The organism is Citrobacter sp. CK206, from assembly GCF_030333125.1.
GTDB classification, from domain to species: Bacteria; Pseudomonadota; Gammaproteobacteria; order Enterobacterales; family Enterobacteriaceae; genus Citrobacter_B; species Citrobacter_B koseri.
This window is the reverse complement of sequence record NZ_JAOWGM010000026.1, coordinates 406,713-424,997: the sequence shown is the minus strand read 5'-3', so window position 1 is coordinate 424,997 and position 18,285 is coordinate 406,713. Positions and strand designations below refer to the sequence as shown.

At 55.2% G+C, this 18,285-nt stretch carries 17 protein-coding genes and 1 pseudogene; 15 read left to right on the top strand and 3 right to left on the bottom strand.

Features of this window, described 5'->3' with window-relative positions; translation table 11 throughout:
* Nucleotides 1–14: 14 nt before the first annotated feature.
* The 10 genes from rseA to acpS all read left to right on the top strand — a co-directional run bounded on the left by rseA (nucleotide 15) and on the right by acpS (nucleotide 8,845).
* The gene (gene rseA / locus OGX81_RS12055; protein ID WP_047461936.1) at nucleotides 15–665 is read left to right on the top strand and encodes an anti-sigma-E factor RseA; all 651 of its coding nucleotides are present in this window, start codon (nucleotides 15–17) and stop codon (nucleotides 663–665) included.
* A complete protein-coding gene (gene rseB, locus OGX81_RS12050; RefSeq protein ID WP_012131210.1) occupies nucleotides 665–1,621 on the top strand; it encodes a sigma-E factor regulatory protein RseB in 957 nt (318 codons plus the stop codon). The genes rseA and rseB overlap by 1 nt, the downstream gene beginning before the upstream one ends.
* A complete protein-coding gene (gene rseC, locus OGX81_RS12045) occupies nucleotides 1,618–2,097 on the top strand; it encodes a SoxR-reducing system protein RseC (protein WP_012131211.1) in 480 nt (159 codons plus the stop codon). The genes rseB and rseC overlap by 4 nt, the downstream gene beginning before the upstream one ends.
* 282 nt (nucleotides 2,098–2,379) lie before the next feature.
* Complete coding sequence (gene lepA / locus OGX81_RS12040; RefSeq protein ID WP_047461945.1) at nucleotides 2,380–4,179, top strand: translation elongation factor 4; 1,800 nt, start codon at nucleotides 2,380–2,382, stop codon at nucleotides 4,177–4,179.
* Nucleotides 4,180–4,194: 15 nt separating this feature from the next.
* On the top strand, nucleotides 4,195–5,169 hold the full coding sequence (gene lepB, locus OGX81_RS12035) for a signal peptidase I (protein WP_012131213.1): 975 nt from the start codon (nucleotides 4,195–4,197) through the stop codon (nucleotides 5,167–5,169).
* 221 nt (nucleotides 5,170–5,390) lie between these two features.
* Nucleotides 5,391–6,071: a ribonuclease III gene (rnc, locus tag OGX81_RS12030; protein ID WP_024130107.1), complete on the top strand. Its 681-nt coding sequence runs from the start codon at nucleotides 5,391–5,393 to the stop codon at nucleotides 6,069–6,071.
* Nucleotides 6,068–6,973: a GTPase Era gene (gene era, locus OGX81_RS12025; protein ID WP_104868331.1), complete on the top strand. Its 906-nt coding sequence runs from the start codon at nucleotides 6,068–6,070 to the stop codon at nucleotides 6,971–6,973. Before rnc ends, era begins: the two co-directional genes overlap by 4 nt.
* A gap of 11 nt (nucleotides 6,974–6,984) precedes the next feature.
* The gene (recO, locus tag OGX81_RS12020) at nucleotides 6,985–7,722 is read left to right on the top strand and encodes a DNA repair protein RecO (RefSeq protein ID WP_024130108.1); all 738 of its coding nucleotides are present in this window, start codon (nucleotides 6,985–6,987) and stop codon (nucleotides 7,720–7,722) included.
* A gap of 11 nt (nucleotides 7,723–7,733) precedes the next feature.
* Nucleotides 7,734–8,465 carry a pyridoxine 5'-phosphate synthase gene (gene pdxJ, locus OGX81_RS12015; protein WP_012131216.1) on the top strand — a complete coding sequence of 244 codons (732 nt, stop codon included), beginning with the start codon at nucleotides 7,734–7,736 and terminating at the stop codon, nucleotides 8,463–8,465.
* Nucleotides 8,465–8,845 carry a holo-ACP synthase gene (gene acpS / locus OGX81_RS12010; RefSeq protein ID WP_049008359.1) on the top strand — a complete coding sequence of 127 codons (381 nt, stop codon included), beginning with the start codon at nucleotides 8,465–8,467 and terminating at the stop codon, nucleotides 8,843–8,845. Before pdxJ ends, acpS begins: the two co-directional genes overlap by 1 nt.
* A 71-nt stretch (nucleotides 8,846–8,916) precedes the next feature.
* On the opposite strand, the gene yfhL is transcribed toward acpS, so the two are convergent.
* Nucleotides 8,917–9,177: a 4Fe-4S dicluster ferredoxin YfhL gene (gene yfhL, locus OGX81_RS12005; RefSeq protein ID WP_012131218.1), complete on the bottom strand. Its 261-nt coding sequence runs from the start codon at nucleotides 9,175–9,177 to the stop codon at nucleotides 8,917–8,919.
* Nucleotides 9,178–9,232: 55 nt separating this feature from the next.
* A complete protein-coding gene (locus OGX81_RS12000) occupies nucleotides 9,233–10,081 on the bottom strand; it encodes a MurR/RpiR family transcriptional regulator (RefSeq protein ID WP_012131219.1) in 849 nt (282 codons plus the stop codon).
* A 115-nt stretch (nucleotides 10,082–10,196) separates the two neighbouring features.
* Here OGX81_RS12000 and murQ point away from each other — a divergent pair, with 115 nt between their 5' ends.
* The 4 genes and pseudogenes from murQ to tadA all read left to right on the top strand — a co-directional run bounded on the left by murQ (nucleotide 10,197) and on the right by tadA (nucleotide 12,392).
* Complete coding sequence (gene murQ / locus OGX81_RS11995) at nucleotides 10,197–11,090, top strand: N-acetylmuramic acid 6-phosphate etherase (protein ID WP_104868332.1); 894 nt, start codon at nucleotides 10,197–10,199, stop codon at nucleotides 11,088–11,090.
* A gap of 1 nt (nucleotide 11,091) precedes the next feature.
* Nucleotides 11,092–11,193 (top strand): annotated as a pseudogene (locus tag OGX81_RS11990) (PTS transporter subunit EIIC); the annotation flags it as partial.
* Between the two features lie 3 nt (nucleotides 11,194–11,196).
* Entirely contained in the window at nucleotides 11,197–11,832 is a 636-nt protein-coding gene (gene yfhb, locus OGX81_RS11985) for a phosphatidylglycerophosphatase C (RefSeq protein ID WP_012131221.1), read from the top strand.
* A gap of 17 nt (nucleotides 11,833–11,849) precedes the next feature.
* Entirely contained in the window at nucleotides 11,850–12,392 is a 543-nt protein-coding gene (gene tadA / locus OGX81_RS11980) for a tRNA adenosine(34) deaminase TadA (protein ID WP_012131222.1), read from the top strand.
* A gap of 33 nt (nucleotides 12,393–12,425) precedes the next feature.
* Here tadA and mltF read toward each other — a convergent pair whose 3' ends face one another.
* Entirely contained in the window at nucleotides 12,426–13,973 is a 1,548-nt protein-coding gene (mltF, locus tag OGX81_RS11975) for a membrane-bound lytic murein transglycosylase MltF (RefSeq protein WP_104868333.1), read from the bottom strand.
* A gap of 267 nt (nucleotides 13,974–14,240) precedes the next feature.
* Here mltF and purL point away from each other — a divergent pair, with 267 nt between their 5' ends.
* The gene (gene purL / locus OGX81_RS11970; protein ID WP_104868335.1) at nucleotides 14,241–18,128 is read left to right on the top strand and encodes a phosphoribosylformylglycinamidine synthase; all 3,888 of its coding nucleotides are present in this window, start codon (nucleotides 14,241–14,243) and stop codon (nucleotides 18,126–18,128) included.
* Nucleotides 18,129–18,285 lie beyond the last annotated feature (157 nt).

Genomic DNA, 18,285 nt, shown 5'->3' with positions numbered 1-18,285 from the left:
AAAAGGTATTAGGCATGCAGAAAGAAAAACTTTCCGCTTTAATGGATGGCGAAACGCTGGACAGTGAGCTGCTGAAAGAACTGGCTCACGACCCGGAAATGCAAAAAACATGGGAGAGTTATCACCTGATCCGCGATTCCATGCGGGGTGATACCGCTGACGTTCTCCATTTCGATATTTCCGCCCGCGTAATGGCCGCCATCGAAAATGAGCCGGTACGCCAGACGGCGCCGCTGATTCCTGAGGCCCAGCCCGCACCGCACCAGTGGCAGAAAATGCCATTCTGGCAGAAAATGCGTCCGTGGGCGGCGCAGCTCACTCAAATGGGTGTGGCTGCATGCGTATCACTTGCAGTTATTGTTGGCGTCCAGCACTATAATGGACAATCTGAAACGTCCCAGCAGCCCGAAACGCCGGTATTCAATACATTACCGATGATGGGCAAAGCCAGTCCGGTGAGCCTGGGAGTACCTTCTGACGCGACGGCTAACGGCGGTCAGCAACAGCAGGTGCAGGAGCAGCGTCGTCGCATTAATGCCATGTTGCAGGATTACGAACTGCAACGCCGACTGCACTCCGAACAGCTTCAGTTTGAGCAGGCGCAAACACAGCAAGCCGCTGTACAGGTGCCAGGAATTCAAACTTTAGGAACGCAATCGCAGTAATGAAGCAACTTTGGTTTGCCATGTCACTTGTGGCGGGTAGCCTGTTCTTCTCTGTTAACGCCTCGGCCAATACTGCGTCCGGGGCGTTATTGCAGCAGATGAATCTGGCCAGCCAGTCACTGAATTACGAGCTGTCATTCGTCAGCATCAATAAACAAGGCGTTGAGTCTCTGCGTTATCGACATGCACGCCTGGACAATCGTCCTCTTGCACAACTGTTGCAAATGGATGGCCCGCGCCGGGAAGTAGTGCAGCGTGGTAACGAAATCAGCTACTTCGAACCTGGGCTCGAACCGTTCACCCTGAACGGCGACTATATTGTCGATTCTCTGCCGTCCCTTATCTATGCCGACTTTAAACGTCTTTCTCCCTGGTATGACTTTATTTCCGTAGGCCGCACCCGCATTGCCGACAGGCTGTGTGAAGTCATTCGTGTTGTCGCGCGCGACGGCACCCGTTACAGCTATATCGTATGGCTGGATACCGAAACAAAGCTGCCGATGCGGGTGGATCTCCTTGACCGGGATGGTGAAACGCTGGAGCAGTTCCGCGTGATTTCCTTCGCCGTGAATCAGGACGTCGGTAATAGCATGCAGATGCTGGCAAAAGCGAATTTGCCGCCATTGCTTTCTGTTCCTGTGGGGGAAAAGGCGAAGTTCAACTGGAGCCCGACGTGGTTGCCGCAAGGGTTTAGCGAAGTCTCCAGCAGCCGACGCCCGCTGCCTACGATGGATAATCTGCCTATCGAGTCACGCCTCTATTCTGACGGCCTGTTCAGTTTCTCTGTGAACGTGAATCGCGCGACGCAGAACAGCACCGATCAGATGCTGCGAACCGGGCGCAGAACGGTCAGCACCAGCGTGCGTGAAAACGCTGAAATTACGATTGTCGGCGAGCTTCCGCCGCAAACCGCGAAACGCATTGCGGACAATATTAAGTTCGGGGCGGCACAATGATTAAAGAGTGGGCGACCGTTGTCTCCTGGCAAAATGGCCAGGCACTGGTGAGCTGCGACGTCAAAGCATCGTGCAGCAGTTGCGCCTCACGAGCCGGATGCGGCAGTCGCGTGCTGAATAAACTCGGGCCGCAAACCACACATACCATTGTGGTGCCAAGTGCCGAACCGCTGGCGCCTGGTCAAAAAGTGGAACTGGGCATTGCCGAAGGCAGCCTGCTGGGGTCAGCAATGCTGGTTTACCTGTCGCCGCTGGTTGGGCTGTTTATCTTCGCGGCGTTGTTCCAGGTACTGTTTGGTTCTGATATTGCCGCGTTGAGCGGCGCGGTGCTGGGCGGCGTCGGGGGTTTTCTGATTGCGCGCGGCTACTCGCGTAAACTGGCTGAACGCGAGGCTTGGCAGCCGGTCATTCTTAACGTTGCTCTTCCTCCCGGTCTGGTTCGTGTTGAAACACCATCTTCCGAAACGAACCCGTGATATTTTTGCCGGATGGCGGTTTCGCCTGATCCGGCCTGGGAAAGATAAGCAGACCTCCCAGGCCCGATAAGCTCGCGCCATCGGGCATCATGCTTCCCTTACGACGTTTTACATCAGAAAAGCGATGCCGTTTCCGGTTCCCGCTATCCTTGCTGTATGAACATTTCCTCGCCTCAGTGTTGTAGTGTAGAATGCGGCGTTTCAGTTAAACAGACGTTAAGCTCAGAACAGCGACTTCTAAGAGCCTGCTCAGGCAGGCGTAAGGCACAATAATTACTCTATATGAAGAACATACGTAACTTTTCGATCATTGCTCATATCGACCACGGTAAATCGACGCTGTCTGACCGCATTATCCAGATCTGCGGTGGCCTGTCTGACCGTGAAATGGAAGCGCAGGTTCTCGACTCAATGGATCTTGAGCGTGAGCGCGGTATTACTATCAAAGCGCAAAGCGTGACGCTGGATTACAAAGCGGCTGATGGTGAAACCTATCAACTGAACTTTATCGACACCCCAGGCCACGTTGACTTCTCATATGAAGTTTCCCGCTCACTGGCGGCGTGTGAAGGCGCACTGCTGGTGGTTGACGCCGGGCAGGGCGTCGAAGCGCAAACGCTGGCGAACTGCTATACCGCGATGGAAATGGATCTCGAAGTGGTGCCGGTTCTGAACAAGATTGACCTGCCAGCCGCCGATCCTGAGCGTGTGGCTGAAGAGATCGAAGACATTGTTGGCATTGATGCGACCGATGCCGTTCGCTGCTCGGCAAAAACCGGCGTAGGCGTACAGGATGTGCTGGAACGCCTGGTGCGCGATATCCCGCCGCCGGAAGGCGATCCAGAAGGCCCGCTGCAAGCGCTGATTATCGACTCCTGGTTCGATAACTACCTCGGCGTAGTGTCGCTGGTGCGTATTAAAAACGGCACCATGCGTAAAGGCGACAAAGTCAAAGTGATGAGCACCGGGCAGGTTTATAACGCTGACCGTCTGGGGATCTTCACGCCGAAGCAGATTGACCGTACCGAACTGAAGTGCGGCGAGGTAGGCTGGCTGGTTTGCGCAATTAAAGACATTCATGGCGCCCCGGTTGGCGATACATTAACGCTGGCGCGTAACCCGGCAGAGAAAGCGCTGCCGGGCTTCAAAAAAGTGAAGCCGCAGGTATACGCCGGCCTGTTCCCGGTGAGTTCTGATGACTATGAGAACTTCAGGGATGCGCTCGGCAAGCTGAGCCTGAACGATGCCTCTCTGTTCTACGAGCCGGAAAGTTCAACCGCGCTGGGCTTCGGTTTCCGCTGTGGCTTCCTGGGCCTGCTGCACATGGAGATCATTCAGGAGCGTCTGGAACGTGAATACGATCTGGACCTGATCACCACCGCGCCGACCGTTGTGTACGAAGTGGAAACCACGGCGAAAGAGATTATCTATGTCGATAGCCCGTCCAAGCTGCCGCCGCTGAATAACATCTATGAACTGCGCGAGCCGATTGCCGAGTGTCATATGCTGCTGCCTCAGGCATACCTGGGCAACGTCATTACGCTGTGTGTCGAGAAGCGCGGCGTCCAGACCAACATGGTGTACCACGGTAACCAGGTGGCGCTGACTTATGAAATCCCGATGGCGGAAGTGGTGCTCGATTTCTTCGACCGCCTGAAATCAACGTCTCGTGGTTATGCGTCGCTGGATTATAACTTCAAGCGCTTCCAGGCGTCCGATATGGTGCGCGTTGACGTGCTGATCAACAACGAACGTGTCGATGCGCTGGCGCTGATCACTCACCGTGGTAATTCGCAGAGCCGTGGTCGTGAGCTGGTGGAGAAGATGAAAGAGCTGATCCCTCGTCAGCAGTTCGACATTGCGATTCAGGCGGCGATTGGCACGCATATTATTGCGCGTTCTACCGTGAAGCAGTTGCGTAAAAACGTTCTGGCCAAGTGTTACGGCGGTGATATCAGCCGTAAGAAAAAGCTGCTACAGAAACAGAAAGAAGGTAAGAAGCGAATGAAGCAGATCGGTAACGTCGAACTGCCTCAGGAAGCGTTCCTCGCCATTCTGCATGTCGGTAAAGACAGCAAATAATCCTAAGGAGTTGGCATGGCGAATATGTTTGCCCTGATTCTGGTGATTGCCACACTGGTGACGGGCATTTTATGGTGCGTTGATAAATTTATCTTCGCGCCAAAACGTCGGGAACGTCAGGCAGCGGCACAGGCCGCTGCGGGTGATTCACTGGATAAAGCCACGTTGAAAAAAGTGGCGCCTAAGCCGGGCTGGCTGGAAACAGGGGCTTCGGTTTTTCCGGTACTGGCGATTGTGCTGGTGGTGCGTTCATTTATCTATGAACCTTTCCAGATCCCGTCGGGTTCGATGATGCCGACGCTGTTAATCGGTGACTTTATTCTGGTGGAGAAATTCGCCTATGGAATTAAAGATCCGATTTACCAGAAAACGTTGATTGAAACGGGTCATCCGAAACGCGGTGATATCGTGGTCTTTAAATACCCGGAAGATCCGCGCCTGGACTACATTAAACGCGCTGTCGGCCTGCCGGGTGACAAAGTGACGTACGATCCGGTAGCCAAAGAGGTTACTGTACAGCCAGGGTGCCGTTCCGGTCAGGCGTGTGAAAACGCGCTGCCGGTGACTTACTCTGACGTTCAACCCAGCGATTTCGTGCAGACCTTTGCCCGACGTAATGGGGGAGAAGCCAGCAGTGGGTTCTTTGAAGTGCCGTTAAACGAAACGAAAGATAACGGCATTCGTCTGGCGGAGCGTAAAGAGACGCTGGGCGACGTAACCCACCGTATTCTGACCGTACCGATCGCACAGGATCAGGCGGGGATGTATTACCGTCAGCCGGGGCAGCAACTGGCGACCTGGATCGTACCGCCAGGACAATACTTCATGATGGGTGATAACCGCGATAACAGCGCGGACAGCCGTTACTGGGGATTTGTACCGGAAGCGAATCTGGTTGGTAAAGCGACCGCGATCTGGATGAGTTTCGACAAACAGGAAGGTGAATGGCCGACCGGCGTACGCTTAAGCCGTATTGGTGGGATCCATTAATTTCTGATAATCGTTCATGTTGTCGTCATTGCGGCGACAACATGAATTATTTATTGGATAAATCTCCGCAGACTAACGACATCCCCTGTCGTTGTGTATAGAATATTCCCCCGAAGTTTTAGGTTGGCGCCGTCAGGTTGCCACGGCACACTAAACAGCGTTGGTTTCCTCAGGTCTGTTTCGTGTGCTGAATTGTTGACGCATTCATTTATTGGTATCGCATGAACCCCATCGTAATTAATCGGCTTCAACGGAAGCTGGGCTACACTTTTACTCATCAGGAGCTGTTGCAGCAGGCATTAACCCACCGCAGCGCCAGCAGTAAACACAATGAGCGTTTAGAATTTTTAGGCGACTCGATTTTGAGCTTTGTTATCGCCAACGCGCTTTATCACCGCTTCCCGCGTGTGGACGAAGGTGATATGAGCCGTATGCGCGCCACGCTGGTGCGCGGCAATACGCTGGCGGAATTGGCCCGTGAATTTGATCTGGGTGAATGCCTACGTTTAGGGCCAGGTGAACTGAAAAGCGGCGGCTACCGTCGTGAATCTATTCTGGCGGATACCGTAGAAGCGTTAATCGGCGGCGTTTTTCTCGACAGCGATATCCAAACCGTCGAGAAGTTGATCCTTAACTGGTATCAAACGCGCCTGAATGAAATCAGCCCGGGCGATAAACAAAAAGATCCGAAAACGCGTTTGCAGGAATATTTGCAGGGTCGTCATCTCCCGCTGCCGTCTTATCTGGTGGTGCAGGTGCGCGGCGAAGCACACGATCAGGAATTTACTATCCACTGCCAGGTCAGCGGCCTGAGTGAACCGGTGGTTGGCACGGGTTCGAGCCGTCGTAAGGCGGAGCAGGCTGCCGCCGAACAGGCGCTGAAAAAACTGGAGCTGGAATGAGCGAAGATAAAAGCTATTGCGGATTTATTGCCATCGTCGGACGTCCGAACGTAGGCAAATCCACCCTGTTGAACAAGCTGCTCGGACAGAAGATCTCGATCACGTCCCGTAAAGCACAGACCACGCGTCACCGTATCGTCGGTATCCATACCGAAGGGGTGTACCAGGCTATCTATGTTGATACGCCGGGGCTGCATATGGAAGAAAAACGCGCCATCAACCGCCTGATGAACAAGGCGGCAAGCAGCTCGATTGGCGACGTTGAGCTGGTCATTTTTGTCGTGGAAGGCACCCGCTGGACGCCGGACGACGAGATGGTGCTGAATAAACTGCGCGACGGTAAAGCGCCGGTCATTCTGGCCGTTAACAAAGTGGATAATGTACAGGAAAAAGCCGATCTGCTGCCGCATCTGCAATTCCTGGCAAGCCAGATGAACTTCCTCGATATCGTGCCTGTTTCTGCGGAAACTGGCATGAACGTGGATACCATCGCTGGTATCGTGCGTAAACACCTGCCGGAAGCGACTCATCACTTCCCGGAAGATTACATCACCGATCGTTCACAGCGCTTTATGGCGTCTGAAATCATCCGTGAAAAACTGATGCGTTTCCTCGGTGCCGAACTGCCGTATTCCGTGACCGTTGAGATTGAACGTTTCGTTTCTAACGAACGCGGCGGTTATGATATTAACGGCCTGATCCTCGTTGAGCGCGAAGGGCAGAAGAAGATGGTCATTGGCAACAAAGGGGCCAAAATCAAGACCATCGGTATCGAAGCGCGAAAAGACATGCAGGAAATGTTCGAAGCGCCTGTACACCTGGAACTGTGGGTGAAAGTGAAATCCGGCTGGGCCGATGACGAGCGTGCGCTGCGCAGTCTCGGTTATGTAGACGACCTCTGAGTTAGCACTACGTGGAAGGCTGGCAGAGAGCTTTCGTCCTGCATAGTCGCCCCTGGAGCGAAACCAGCCTGATGCTGGACGTCTTCACGGAAGAGTCGGGACGCGTGCGTCTGGTTGCCAAAGGCGCACGCTCTAAACGTTCCAGTCTGAAAGGCGCATTACAACCTTTTACGCCACTGTTGCTCCGCTTTGGCGGGCGCGGCGAGGTGAAAACCTTACGCAGCGCTGAAGCGGTCTCTCTGGCGCTCCCCTTAAGCGGCATCACGCTTTATAGCGGTTTGTACATCAACGAACTGCTTTCCCGCGTTCTGGAATACGAAACGCGCTTCTCTGAACTCTTTTTTGATTACCTGAACTGTATTCAGTCGCTGGCTGGCGCGACCGGTTCGCCCGAACCTGCGCTTCGCCGTTTCGAGCTCGCCCTGCTGGGACATCTGGGCTACGGCGTGGATTTTCTGCATTGCGCAGGGAGCGGCGAGACGGTCGATGACACCATGACCTACCGCTATCGCGAAGAGAAGGGATTCATGGCCAGCGTGGTCATTGATAACAGCACCTTTACCGGGCGGCATCTGAAAGCGCTGGATGCACGAGAATTTCCTGATGTTGATACGTTGCGCGCGGCGAAACGCTTTACCCGCATGGCGCTAAAGCCGTATCTTGGTGGTAAGCCGTTAAAAAGCCGGGAACTGTTTCGACAATTTATGCCGAAACGGCCAGGGCGGGCAGAAAATACGAATAATGATTAACGAGGATTGTCATGGCTGAATTACTGTTAGGCGTCAACATTGACCATATTGCCACTTTACGTAATGCGCGTGGTACTGCTTACCCCGACCCGGTACAGGCGGCGTTTATCGCCGAGCAGGCGGGGGCGGATGGTATAACCGTACACCTGCGCGAGGATCGTCGCCATATTACCGACCGTGATGTACGCATTTTGCGCCAGACGCTGGATACGCGTATGAATCTGGAAATGGCGGTGACTGAAGAGATGCTGGCGATTGCCGTTGAGACGAAGCCGCATTTTTGCTGCCTGGTACCGGAAAAACGTCAGGAAGTGACCACCGAAGGCGGGCTGGACGTCGCGGGTCAGCGTGACAAAATGCGTGATGCCTGCAAACGGCTGGCAGATGCAGGCATTCTGGTATCGCTGTTCATTGATGCCGATGAAGAACAGATTAAAGCCGCTGCGGACGTTGGCGCACCGTACATTGAAATCCATACTGGCTGTTATGCGGATGCCAAAACGGATGCTGAGCAAGCGCAGGAACTGGCGCGTATCGCCAAAGCGGCGACGTTTGCGGCAAGCCTGGGGCTGAAAGTGAACGCCGGTCATGGCCTGACCTATCACAATGTGCAGGCCATTGCCGCGCTGCCGGAAATGCATGAACTGAACATCGGTCATGCCATTATTGGGCGGGCGGTCATGAGCGGCCTGAAAGAGGCGGTCGCCGAGATGAAACGCCTGATGCTGGAAGCGCGCGGCTAATGGCGATTCTGGGGTTAGGCACGGATATTGTGGAGATCGCCCGCATTGAGGCGGTGATCTCCCGTTCTGGAGAGCGCCTGGCAAGACGCGTGCTTAGCGACAACGAATGGACTATCTGGGAGACGCATCAGCAACCGGTGCGTTTTCTCGCCAAGCGTTTCGCGGTAAAAGAGGCGGCGGCAAAAGCGTTCGGCACCGGCATTCGCAACGGGCTGGCGTTCAATCAGTTTGAAGTGTTTAACGATGAGCTGGGTAAACCGCGTTTGCGTTTGTGGGGCGAGGCGTTGAAACTGGCGGAGAGGCTGGGCGTGGCGCATATGCATGTGACATTAGCGGATGAACGTCATTACGCCTGTGCGACGGTGATCATCGAAAGCTAGATTCGGGACTTTGTAGGCCGGATAAGGCGTTTACGCCGCCATCCGGCCTGGCGTCATCCCATCAGGGTGGGTTACAGCTTATCCGCGTGATGCATCAGAACAAACTTATCCCACAGCTGTTCTTCCGTTTCGACATGCGCCGGGTCTTTGAGAATGGTATTGGGGATCGGGCACACCTTCTGGCAGGTCGGCGTTTCGTAATGGCCCACGCATTCGGTGCATTTGTCGCTGTTAATCTCGTAAATGCTGTCGCCCATTGAAATCGCCTCATTCGGGCATTCAGGCTCGCACATATCGCAATTGATACACTTTTTAGTGATTAACAGGGCCATCAGGAAACTCTCAAAACATCACAAACCGGGCGGGCATTATACGCGCATTCTTTGCTCAGACCAGTTTTTTTACCAGGGCCTCACTGTGGCGAATACGCTCCGGCGCGCGCCCCAAATCCTGCTGTACCAGCGCCATAAAGAGCAAATCCGTCAACATCGTCTGCGCATGCGTAGAGGAGATTGCGGCGCTGCGCGTGGCCTGCTCTTCGGCGATCGTATACAGGCAACGAGTGGCGCGTTGTTGCAGGGCATTCGGTGTAAAGCCGGTGATCGCCAGAACCTTTCCTCCCACCCGCAACGTTTCATCCGCCGCCATATTCAACTCTCTGCGCTCGCCGCTATAGGAGATAGCCAGCAGGAGATCGTCCGGCGCCAGCGCCTGCACGGTGGCTAACAGCGCATGCATATCGTGTTCGGCGACGACATTGAATCCTATCTTCATCAGCTTCCAGGCGAAGTTCTGCGCCACCAGGCCCGATGTGCCAATACCGGTTATGACAACACGCCGGGCATTGCGCAGCATCATGACGCTTTCGAACAATTTCTCTTCGCTGTTAACATCGAGCGTTGCGTGCATTGCGGCGACATTTTCCTCGATCAATTTTTCGCCGACAAGCCGCATCGGATCGTCGCCCCGGATCTGATTATGTACCGGAATAGAGTGAGGATTTGGATTGCTGGCCAGCGCTTCGCTGATCGCCAGCTTCAGTGCCGGAAAGCCTTTGAAGCCCAGTTTCTGCGCGAATTTCACCACGCTGGACTGACTGACGCCCGCCTCAACGGCAAGCTGTTGTGAGCTGAGATGCCGTGTATCATCCGGCTGAGCAAGAATATAATCAGCAAGCTTTTTATCGCTTTGTGCGAGGTCCGGATAACGCTGACGTATACGAATCAAACAGTTCATGAGGACTCCTGGCGAAAAACATGACGGGGATCATAAAAAGATTTTCCCTCGCCCGAAAGAATATAATATTCCATTATTATAGTTATTATGAATTAAAAATTCCTAAGGAACAAAAATGAATCTCGGCTCGTTAGTTTCAGAAACCCGCAATCCACAGACTATGGATCTTGACGCACTCCCTACGCTTGAGCTGGTTCATCGTTTTAATCAACAGGATACGCTTGTAGCGCAAGCAGTAAAAGAGACGCTGCCAGACGTTGCCCGCGCAGTAGATGCCGCCGCCGACGCCTTAAAGGCGGGAGGGCGCATTATTTATATGGGCGCAGGCACCAGCGGACGCCTTGGCGTTCTGGACGCCTCCGAATGCCCACCGACGTTTGGCGTACCGCACGGGCTGGTGATTGGGCTGATTGCCGGCGGGCCTGGCGCGCTGCTGAAAGCGGTGGAAGGCGCGGAAGACAGTCAGCAGTTAGGGGAGGACGATCTCCTGGCGCTTAACGTGACCGCGCAGGATCTGGTTGTCGGGCTGGCGGCGTCCGGTCGTACGCCGTACGTCATTGGCGGGTTGAAATACGCGTGTCAGGTGGGCTGCGTCACGGTGGCTATCTCCTGTAATCCCGATTCTCCCATCGCGCGTGAGGCTGACATCGCCATTTCGCCGGTCGTTGGGCCGGAGGCGCTAACCGGCTCGACGCGACTGAAATCCGGTACTGCGCAAAAACTGGTGCTCAATATGATCTCCACCGGGGCGATGGTGAAGTTCGGCAAGGTGTACCAGAACCTGATGGTGGACATGAAAGCCACCAACGTTAAGCTCGTCGACAGAGCGTGCCGGATGGTGGTTGAGGCTACCGGGATTATGCGTGAAGAGGCCGAAGCGCTGCTTAAGCAGACAGATTTCGAGGTTAAACCGGCCATTCTGATGGCGCTTACTGGGCTGAATGCCGAAGACGCAAGGGCGAAATTGTCCACTCACCAGGGATTTCTACGGGCGGCGTTAGAACGCTAACGTTACCGGAAAATTGAGGTTCTATCTGTTAGTCTATCTGGTAACGATTATCGCCGGGTTTCGGTTAACCCGACTATTGGGCTTCAACAATCCAGAGGAGTAGGGTTTGGTTAATCACGAGCGTCGTGTCGTATTTTTTGATTTGGACGGTACGTTGCACCAGCAGGATATGTTTGGCAGTTTCCTGCGTTATCTGTTGCGTCGCCAGCCGCTGAATGCGTTGCTCGTGCTGCCGTTATTGCCGGTTATCGGGATTGGCTTGTTGATTAAAGGTCGGGCGGCGCGTTGGCCGATGAGCCTGCTGTTATGGGGTTGTACCTTCGGTCACAGTGAAGCGCGGCTCAAGGCGCATCAGGCGGATTTCGTTCGCTGGTTTCGCGATAACGTCACGGCGTTTCCGGTTGTTCAGGAGCGCCTGACGACCTATCTGTTAAGCTCTGACGCTGATATCTGGCTGATTACCGGCTCTCCGCAATCGCTGGTGGAACAGGTCTATTTCGATACGCTCTGGCTGCCACGCGTGAACCTGATCGCCAGCCAGATGCGGCGTGGCTACGGCGGCTGGCTGCTGACTATGCGCTGTCTGGGGCACGAGAAGGTTGCCCAACTGGAACGCCAGATTGGTGCGCCGTTACGTCTGTACAGCGGCTACAGCGACAGTAAGCAGGATAACCCGCTTCTCTATTTTTGCCAGCATCGCTGGCGCGTCACGCCGCGAGGGGAGCTCCAGCAACTCGAATAGAGTTAACGATAGCGCCCATGTATAATGCGCCCGCTTTTATTACCGGAGTGTCTCCTTTGTCTGATGTTGAATTTAGCCACGAATACTGGATGCGTCATGCGTTGACGCTGGCAAAACGCGCCTGGGATGAGCGTGAAGTGCCGGTTGGCGCGGTATTGGTGCATAACAATCGCGTCATTGGCGAAGGCTGGAACCGTCCGATAGGTCATCATGATCCCACTGCGCACGCTGAAATCATGGCGCTACGTCAGGGCGGGCTGGTGCTTCAGAACTACCGTTTGCTGGATACCACGCTTTACGTGACGCTGGAGCCGTGCGTGATGTGCGCGGGAGCAATGGTACACAGCCGTATTGGTCGGGTGGTATTTGGCGCTCGCGACGCGAAAACCGGCGCGGCAGGGTCGCTGATGGACGTATTGCATCATCCGGGCATGAACCACCGCGTAGAGATCACCGAAGGTGTGTTACGCGATGAGTGCGCAGCGCTGCTCAGTGATTTCTTCCGCATGCGTCGCCAGGAGATCAAAGCGCTAAAAAAATCTTCGCAAGAATCGTTGTAGGGCGGCCACGCGAAAGCGTCCAGCCCTGTGAGATTAGTTTTCGTCTTTCTTCTTCAGTGAAAACGGCAAAGAAGGAGAGTGTGACAGGTAGTTCGATGACGGCTGCGATAAGAAAGAAGAGAAAGGAAATGTCTCCGTGTCAAACTCGGTCGGAGACACTGCCGGGTAATCCTGCGCCAGCTTTATCGCTTCTGCCGTCTGCTTCTCTTTTTCTTGCAGATAGCCGACCAGGCTAATCTGATACTTCCGAATATTTTCCACATAAGCGTAGGCTTCATGCCCGCGCGCATAGCCGTACGTCAGCTTGCTGTAATATTGTTTCTGGCTGAGCAGCGGCAGCCGTTGTTTTACATCGGCCCAGCTATCCGGGTTGCCCCTGGTCTTGACCGTCAACGCACGGGCGTCAAGCATATGCGCATAGCCCATGTTATAGGCGGCGAGCGCAAACCAGATACGCTCCTCTTCCGGCACGGTTTCAGGCACTTTGCCCATCATATCCTGGATATAACGCACACCGCCGCTGATGCTCTGTTCCGCATCGGTACGGTCCGTCAGCCCCAGACTTTGCGCGGTGTTTTTGGTGAGCATCATCAGACCGCGAACGCCCGTCGGGGAGGTGGCCAGCGGGTCCCAGTGTGACTCCTGATAGGAAATTGCGGCCAGCAGGCGCCAGTCTATCTCCTGCGCGTATTTTTCAAACAACGGCTGGAGATCGGGCAGTACGCCGTCCACGGCCCGCAGGAAGGTGCGGGTATCGACATAATCAAAATCGTCGCCGTGCCCCAGATACTTCTCTTCCATACGCGCCAGTGAGCCGTCTTCATTAATAGCGTTGAAGAAATCGAGCAGCGCAGCGGAAAGCGTGTTGTCATCGTCCAGTTGGCTAAACCAGGTGACAGGCTGCTCATCGGTGACATCCAGCGCGACGGCCAGTTCAGGATGTACGCGCTGGAACAGGCTGATCGCGACAGAATCGGCAATGGTATAGTCCAGATTGCCGCTGATGACTTCGCTGAGCAGCGCCGCCGTCCCTTTTTTGTCATCGACTTTCCAGCTCAGATCGGGAAATTTTGTCTCTTTCAGCGCCTGCAAGTCATTCACCACGACATGCCCAGGCGCGATAGAGAGCTGGCTTTCATTCACCGTGGCCAGCGTGCGAGGCCGGTATTGTCCTACCCGGTAAACCAGCTGTTGCGAAACGGAATAGTAGGTCGGGCCGGGTTGATAGTTCTTCACGCGCTCGCTGTTGTAAACCAGTCCTGCCGCCAGCAGATCGGCGTTGCCGTTATCTAAATCGTCAAATAGCTGGCTGATATTCTGGCGTACGGTAATTTTCAGCTTTACGCCAAGATAGCTGGCGAACTGCTGTGCCAGTTCGTAATCCAGACCGTATTTTTTTCCGTTAATGCGGGCATAGGTCAGCGGCGACTCTATTGTTGAGACGCGTAACTCTCCCCGCGATTGGATCGCGGCGATACGATTGTCGGCTTTGCCGAACCAGGGGATTGATGGCCAGAGGGCCGCTGCCAGCAGCAGAGTCAATATGCCGATGAACAGATAATTAATCTTTAATTTTTTCAATTAGTTAATTCTCTGAATCGTGCGTAATCTCAGCCTGCTAATGTCATTTTGGTGGGTTAAAATCATCATGAATGTGCGGCATTTTGCGCAACAATGCGCCAGTTGGCAACTAATTAGAATGATTGGCCGCACCGTATGATAAGAAAAGGAGGCGATTTTATTTCGACGCAAACGGTTTCGTCGGGGCGTCAGATTCTTTATAATGTCGCCCGTTTCCCCCCTTGCGCACACTTAAAGCGCCTCAGGCGCTTCGAAGACGAGAGACTTATGATGGAAATTCTGCGTGGTTCGCCTGCACTGTCTGCATTCCGTATTAACAAACTGCTGGCGCGTTTTCAGGCGGCCAATCTTCAGGTCCACAATATTTACGCTGAGTATGTCCATTTTGCTGACCTGAGCGCCCCCTTAAACGAGGATGAGCACGCGCAACTTGCACGTTTGCTGAAATATGGGCCGAGCTTAAGCAGCCATACCCCTGAAGGAAAGCTGCTGCTGGTCACGCCGCGTCCTGGCACCATCTCCCCCTGGTCTTCCAAAGCGACTGATATCGCCCATAACTGCGGTCTGCAACAGGTAAGCCGCCTGGAGCGCGGCGTTGCATACTACGTTGAAGCCGCTACGCTCACGGCTGAACAGTGGCAGACGATTGCCGCTGAACTGCACGACCGGATGATGGAGACCGTGTTCTCTTCTTTATCTGATGCGGAAAAACTGTTTGTTCATCACCAGCCTGCGCCGGTTGCCAGTGTGGATCTGCTGGGTGAAGGGCGTCAGGCGCTGACTGACGCCAACCTGCGTCTGGGTCTGGCGCTGGCGGATGACGAAATTGATTACCTGCAAGACGCCTTCACGAAACTGGGGCGCAATCCGAACGATATCGAGCTGTATATGTTCGCACAGGCAAACTCCGAACACTGTCGCCATAAGATTTTTAACGCTGACTGGGTTATCGACGGGAAACCGCAGCCGAAGTCGCTGTTTAAGATGATCAAAAACACCTTTGAAACCACGCCGGATCATGTGTTGTCTGCCTATAAAGATAACGCGGCGGTGATGGAAGGTTCTGACGTGGGACGCTACTTCGCTGACCACGAGAGCGGTCGCTATGACTTCCATCAGGAGCCTGCGCATATCCTGATGAAGGTGGAAACCCATAACCACCCGACGGCGATCTCGCCGTGGCCGGGCGCGGCGACCGGTTCCGGTGGTGAAATTCGTGATGAAGGCGCAACCGGACGCGGCGCGAAGCCAAAAGCGGGTCTGGTGGGCTTCTCCGTGTCTAACCTGCGTATTCCGGGCTTTGAACAGCCGTGGGAAGAAGATTTTGGTAAACCAGAGCGTATCGTTACCGCGCTGGACATTATGACTGAAGGCCCGCTGGGCGGCGCGGCGTTTAATAATGAATTTGGTCGCCCGGCGTTGAACGGGTACTTCCGTACTTACGAAGAAAAAGTAAACAGCCACAACGGCGAAGAGCTGCGCGGCTACCACAAGCCGATCATGCTGGCGGGCGGGATCGGCAACATCCGCGCCGATCACGTACAGAAAGGCGAGATCGTCGTTGGCGCGAAGCTGATCGTGCTCGGTGGGCCGGCGATGAACATTGGCCTGGGGGGCGGGGCGGCGTCCTCTATGGCTTCTGGTCAGTCGGATGCGGATCTCGATTTTGCCTCCGTACAGCGTGATAACCCGGAAATGGAACGTCGCTGCCAGGAAGTGATCGACCGCTGCTGGCAGTTAGGTGATGCCAACCCGATCCTGTTTATTCACGACGTCGGGGCAGGCGGTCTCTCCAACGCGATGCCTGAGCTGGTGAGCGACGGCGGGCGCGGCGGTAAATTTGAGCTGCGCGATATCCTCAGCGATGAGCCGGGCATGAGCCCGCTGGAAATCTGGTGTAACGAGTCTCAGGAGCGTTATGTGCTGGCCGTGGCCGCCGACCAGTTGCCGCTGTTTGATGAGTTGTGCAAGCGTGAACGCGCGCCGTATGCGGTGATCGGTGAGGCCACCGAAGAACAGCATCTGTCCCTGAACGACAGTCACTTCGATAATCAACCGATCGATCTGCCGCTGGACGTGCTGCTGGGTAAAACGCCGAAAATGACCCGCGACGTGCAGACGCTGACAGCGAAAGGCGATGCGCTGGATCGTGCTGATATCACGATTGCTGACGCGGTTAAACGGGTTCTGCATCTGCCGACCGTGGCGGAGAAAACATTCCTGGTGACCATCGGTGACCGTACCGTGACCGGTATGGTGGCGCGCGATCAGATGGTCGGCCCGTGGCAGGTGCCGGTGGCGAACTGCGCGGTGACCACCGCCAGCCTCGACAGCTACTACGGTGAAGCGATGTCTATCGGTGAACGTGCGCCGGTAGCGTTGCTGGACTTTGCCGCTTCCGCCCGTCTGGCCGTTGGCGAAGCGCTGACGAACATCGCCGCGACCCAGATTGGCGATATCAAACGCATCAAGCTGTCCGCAAACTGGATGGCGGCGGCCGGTCATCCGGGTGAAGATGCCGGTCTGTATGACGCGGTGAAAGCGGTAGGCGAAGAACTCTGCCCGCAGCTTGGCCTGACGATTCCGGTGGGCAAAGACTCTATGTCGATGAAAACCCGCTGGCAGGAAGGCAACGAGCAGCGCGAAATGACCTCGCCGCTGTCGCTGGTGATTTCCGCGTTTGCCCGCGTGGAAGATGTGCGTCATACCATCACGCCGCAGCTCTCGACCGAAGATAACGCGCTGCTGCTGATCGATTTGGGTCAGGGGCATAACGCGCTGGGCGCAACGGCGCTGGCGCAGGTGTATCGTCAACTGGGCGACAAACCGGCAGACGTGCGCGATGTGGCGCAGTTGAAAGGCTTCTATGATGCGATTCAGGCGCTGGTGGCGCAGCGTAAACTGCTGGCGTATCACGACCGTTCCGATGGCGGCCTGCTGGTCACGCTTGCCGAGATGGCCTTTACCGGTCACTGCGGCATCCAGGTTGATATTGCAACATCTGGCGACGATCGTCTGGCGGCGCTGTTTAACGAAGAGTTGGGCGCAGTGATCCAGGTGCGGGCGGCCGATCGCGAAGCGGTCGAGGCGCTGCTGGCGAAGCACGGTCTGAGTGACTGCGTACACTATTTAGGTCAGGCCGTTTCCGGCGACCGTTTTGTGATTGAATCCAACGGGCAGGTCGTCTTCAGCGAAAGCCGCACCACGCTTCGTACCTGGTGGGCGGAAACGACCTGGCAGATGCAGCGCCTGCGCGACAACCCGGAATGTGCCGATCAGGAACATGACGCAAAAACCAACGATGCCGACCCGGGTCTGAACGTGAAATTGTCGTTCGATATCAATGAAGATATCGCCGCGCCGTATATTGCTACCGGCGCACGTCCGAAGGTTGCCGTACTGCGCGAACAGGGCGTGAACTCCCACGTTGAGATGGCGGCGGCGTTCCATCGCGCGGGCTTTGACGCGATTGATGTGCATATGAGCGATCTGCTGGCTGGCCGTATTGGGCTGGGTAATTTCCAGGCGCTGGTTGCCTGTGGCGGTTTCTCTTACGGTGACGTGCTGGGCGCGGGTGAAGGCTGGGCGAAATCGATTCTGTTCAACAATCGCGTACGCGACGAGTTCGAAACGTTCTTCCACCGCCCGCAGACGCTGGCACTTGGCGTATGTAACGGTTGCCAGATGATGTCTAACCTGCGTGAACTGATTCCGGGGAGCGATCTGTGGCCGCGTTTTGTGCGTAACCATTCTGACCGTTTTGAAGCGCGCTTCAGCCTGGTGGAAGTGACCCAAAGCCCGTCTCTGCTGTTGCAGGGAATGGTTGGCTCACAGATGCCTGTCGCGGTGTCCCACGGTGAAGGGCGCGTTGAAGTGCGTGACGATGCGCATCTGGCAGGGCTGGAAAGCAAAGGTCTGGTTGCGCTGCGTTATGTCGATAACTTCGGTAAGGTTACGGAAAACTACCCGGCCAACCCGAACGGATCGCCAAACGGCATCACTGCCGTTACCACGGAAAACGGCCGCGCCACCATTATGATGCCGCACCCGGAGCGCGTCTTCCGTACCGTCAGCAACTCCTGGCACCCGGAAAACTGGGGCGAAGACAGCCCGTGGATGCGTATTTTCCGCAATGCGCGTAAGCAGTTAGGTTAATCCGCACGTAAATGGCCCGATAAGCAAAGCGCTATCGGGCCTGGACATACGCGTAGGCCGGATAAGGCGAAGCCGCCATCCGGCAAGGAAGCTTCCGTGAAGGGCGTGTATTTATCCGTTAAACGGAGAACCTTTTTATTCTGGTAAATTTTTCCGT

What these genes read in the sequence shown, in the direction of transcription:
- rseA (WP_047461936.1), top strand. Translation starts at nt 15, where the DNA reads ATGCAGAAAGAAAAACTTTCCGCTTTAATGGATGGCGAAACGCTGGAC.
- rseB (WP_012131210.1), top strand. Translation starts at nt 665, where the DNA reads ATGAAGCAACTTTGGTTTGCCATGTCACTTGTGGCGGGTAGCCTGTTC.
- rseC (WP_012131211.1), top strand. Translation starts at nt 1,618, where the DNA reads ATGATTAAAGAGTGGGCGACCGTTGTCTCCTGGCAAAATGGCCAGGCA.
- lepA (WP_047461945.1), top strand. Translation starts at nt 2,380, where the DNA reads ATGAAGAACATACGTAACTTTTCGATCATTGCTCATATCGACCACGGT.
- lepB (WP_012131213.1), top strand. Translation starts at nt 4,195, where the DNA reads ATGGCGAATATGTTTGCCCTGATTCTGGTGATTGCCACACTGGTGACG.
- rnc (WP_024130107.1), top strand. Translation starts at nt 5,391, where the DNA reads ATGAACCCCATCGTAATTAATCGGCTTCAACGGAAGCTGGGCTACACT.
- era (WP_104868331.1), top strand. Translation starts at nt 6,068, where the DNA reads ATGAGCGAAGATAAAAGCTATTGCGGATTTATTGCCATCGTCGGACGT.
- pdxJ (WP_012131216.1), top strand. Translation starts at nt 7,734, where the DNA reads ATGGCTGAATTACTGTTAGGCGTCAACATTGACCATATTGCCACTTTA.
- acpS (WP_049008359.1), top strand. Translation starts at nt 8,465, where the DNA reads ATGGCGATTCTGGGGTTAGGCACGGATATTGTGGAGATCGCCCGCATT.
- yfhL (WP_012131218.1), bottom strand. Translation starts at nt 9,177, where the DNA reads ATGGCCCTGTTAATCACTAAAAAGTGTATCAATTGCGATATGTGCGAG.
- OGX81_RS12000 (WP_012131219.1), bottom strand. Translation starts at nt 10,081, where the DNA reads ATGAACTGTTTGATTCGTATACGTCAGCGTTATCCGGACCTCGCACAA.
- murQ (WP_104868332.1), top strand. Translation starts at nt 10,197, where the DNA reads ATGAATCTCGGCTCGTTAGTTTCAGAAACCCGCAATCCACAGACTATG.
- tadA (WP_012131222.1), top strand. Translation starts at nt 11,850, where the DNA reads ATGTATAATGCGCCCGCTTTTATTACCGGAGTGTCTCCTTTGTCTGAT.
- purL (WP_104868335.1), top strand. Translation starts at nt 14,241, where the DNA reads ATGATGGAAATTCTGCGTGGTTCGCCTGCACTGTCTGCATTCCGTATT.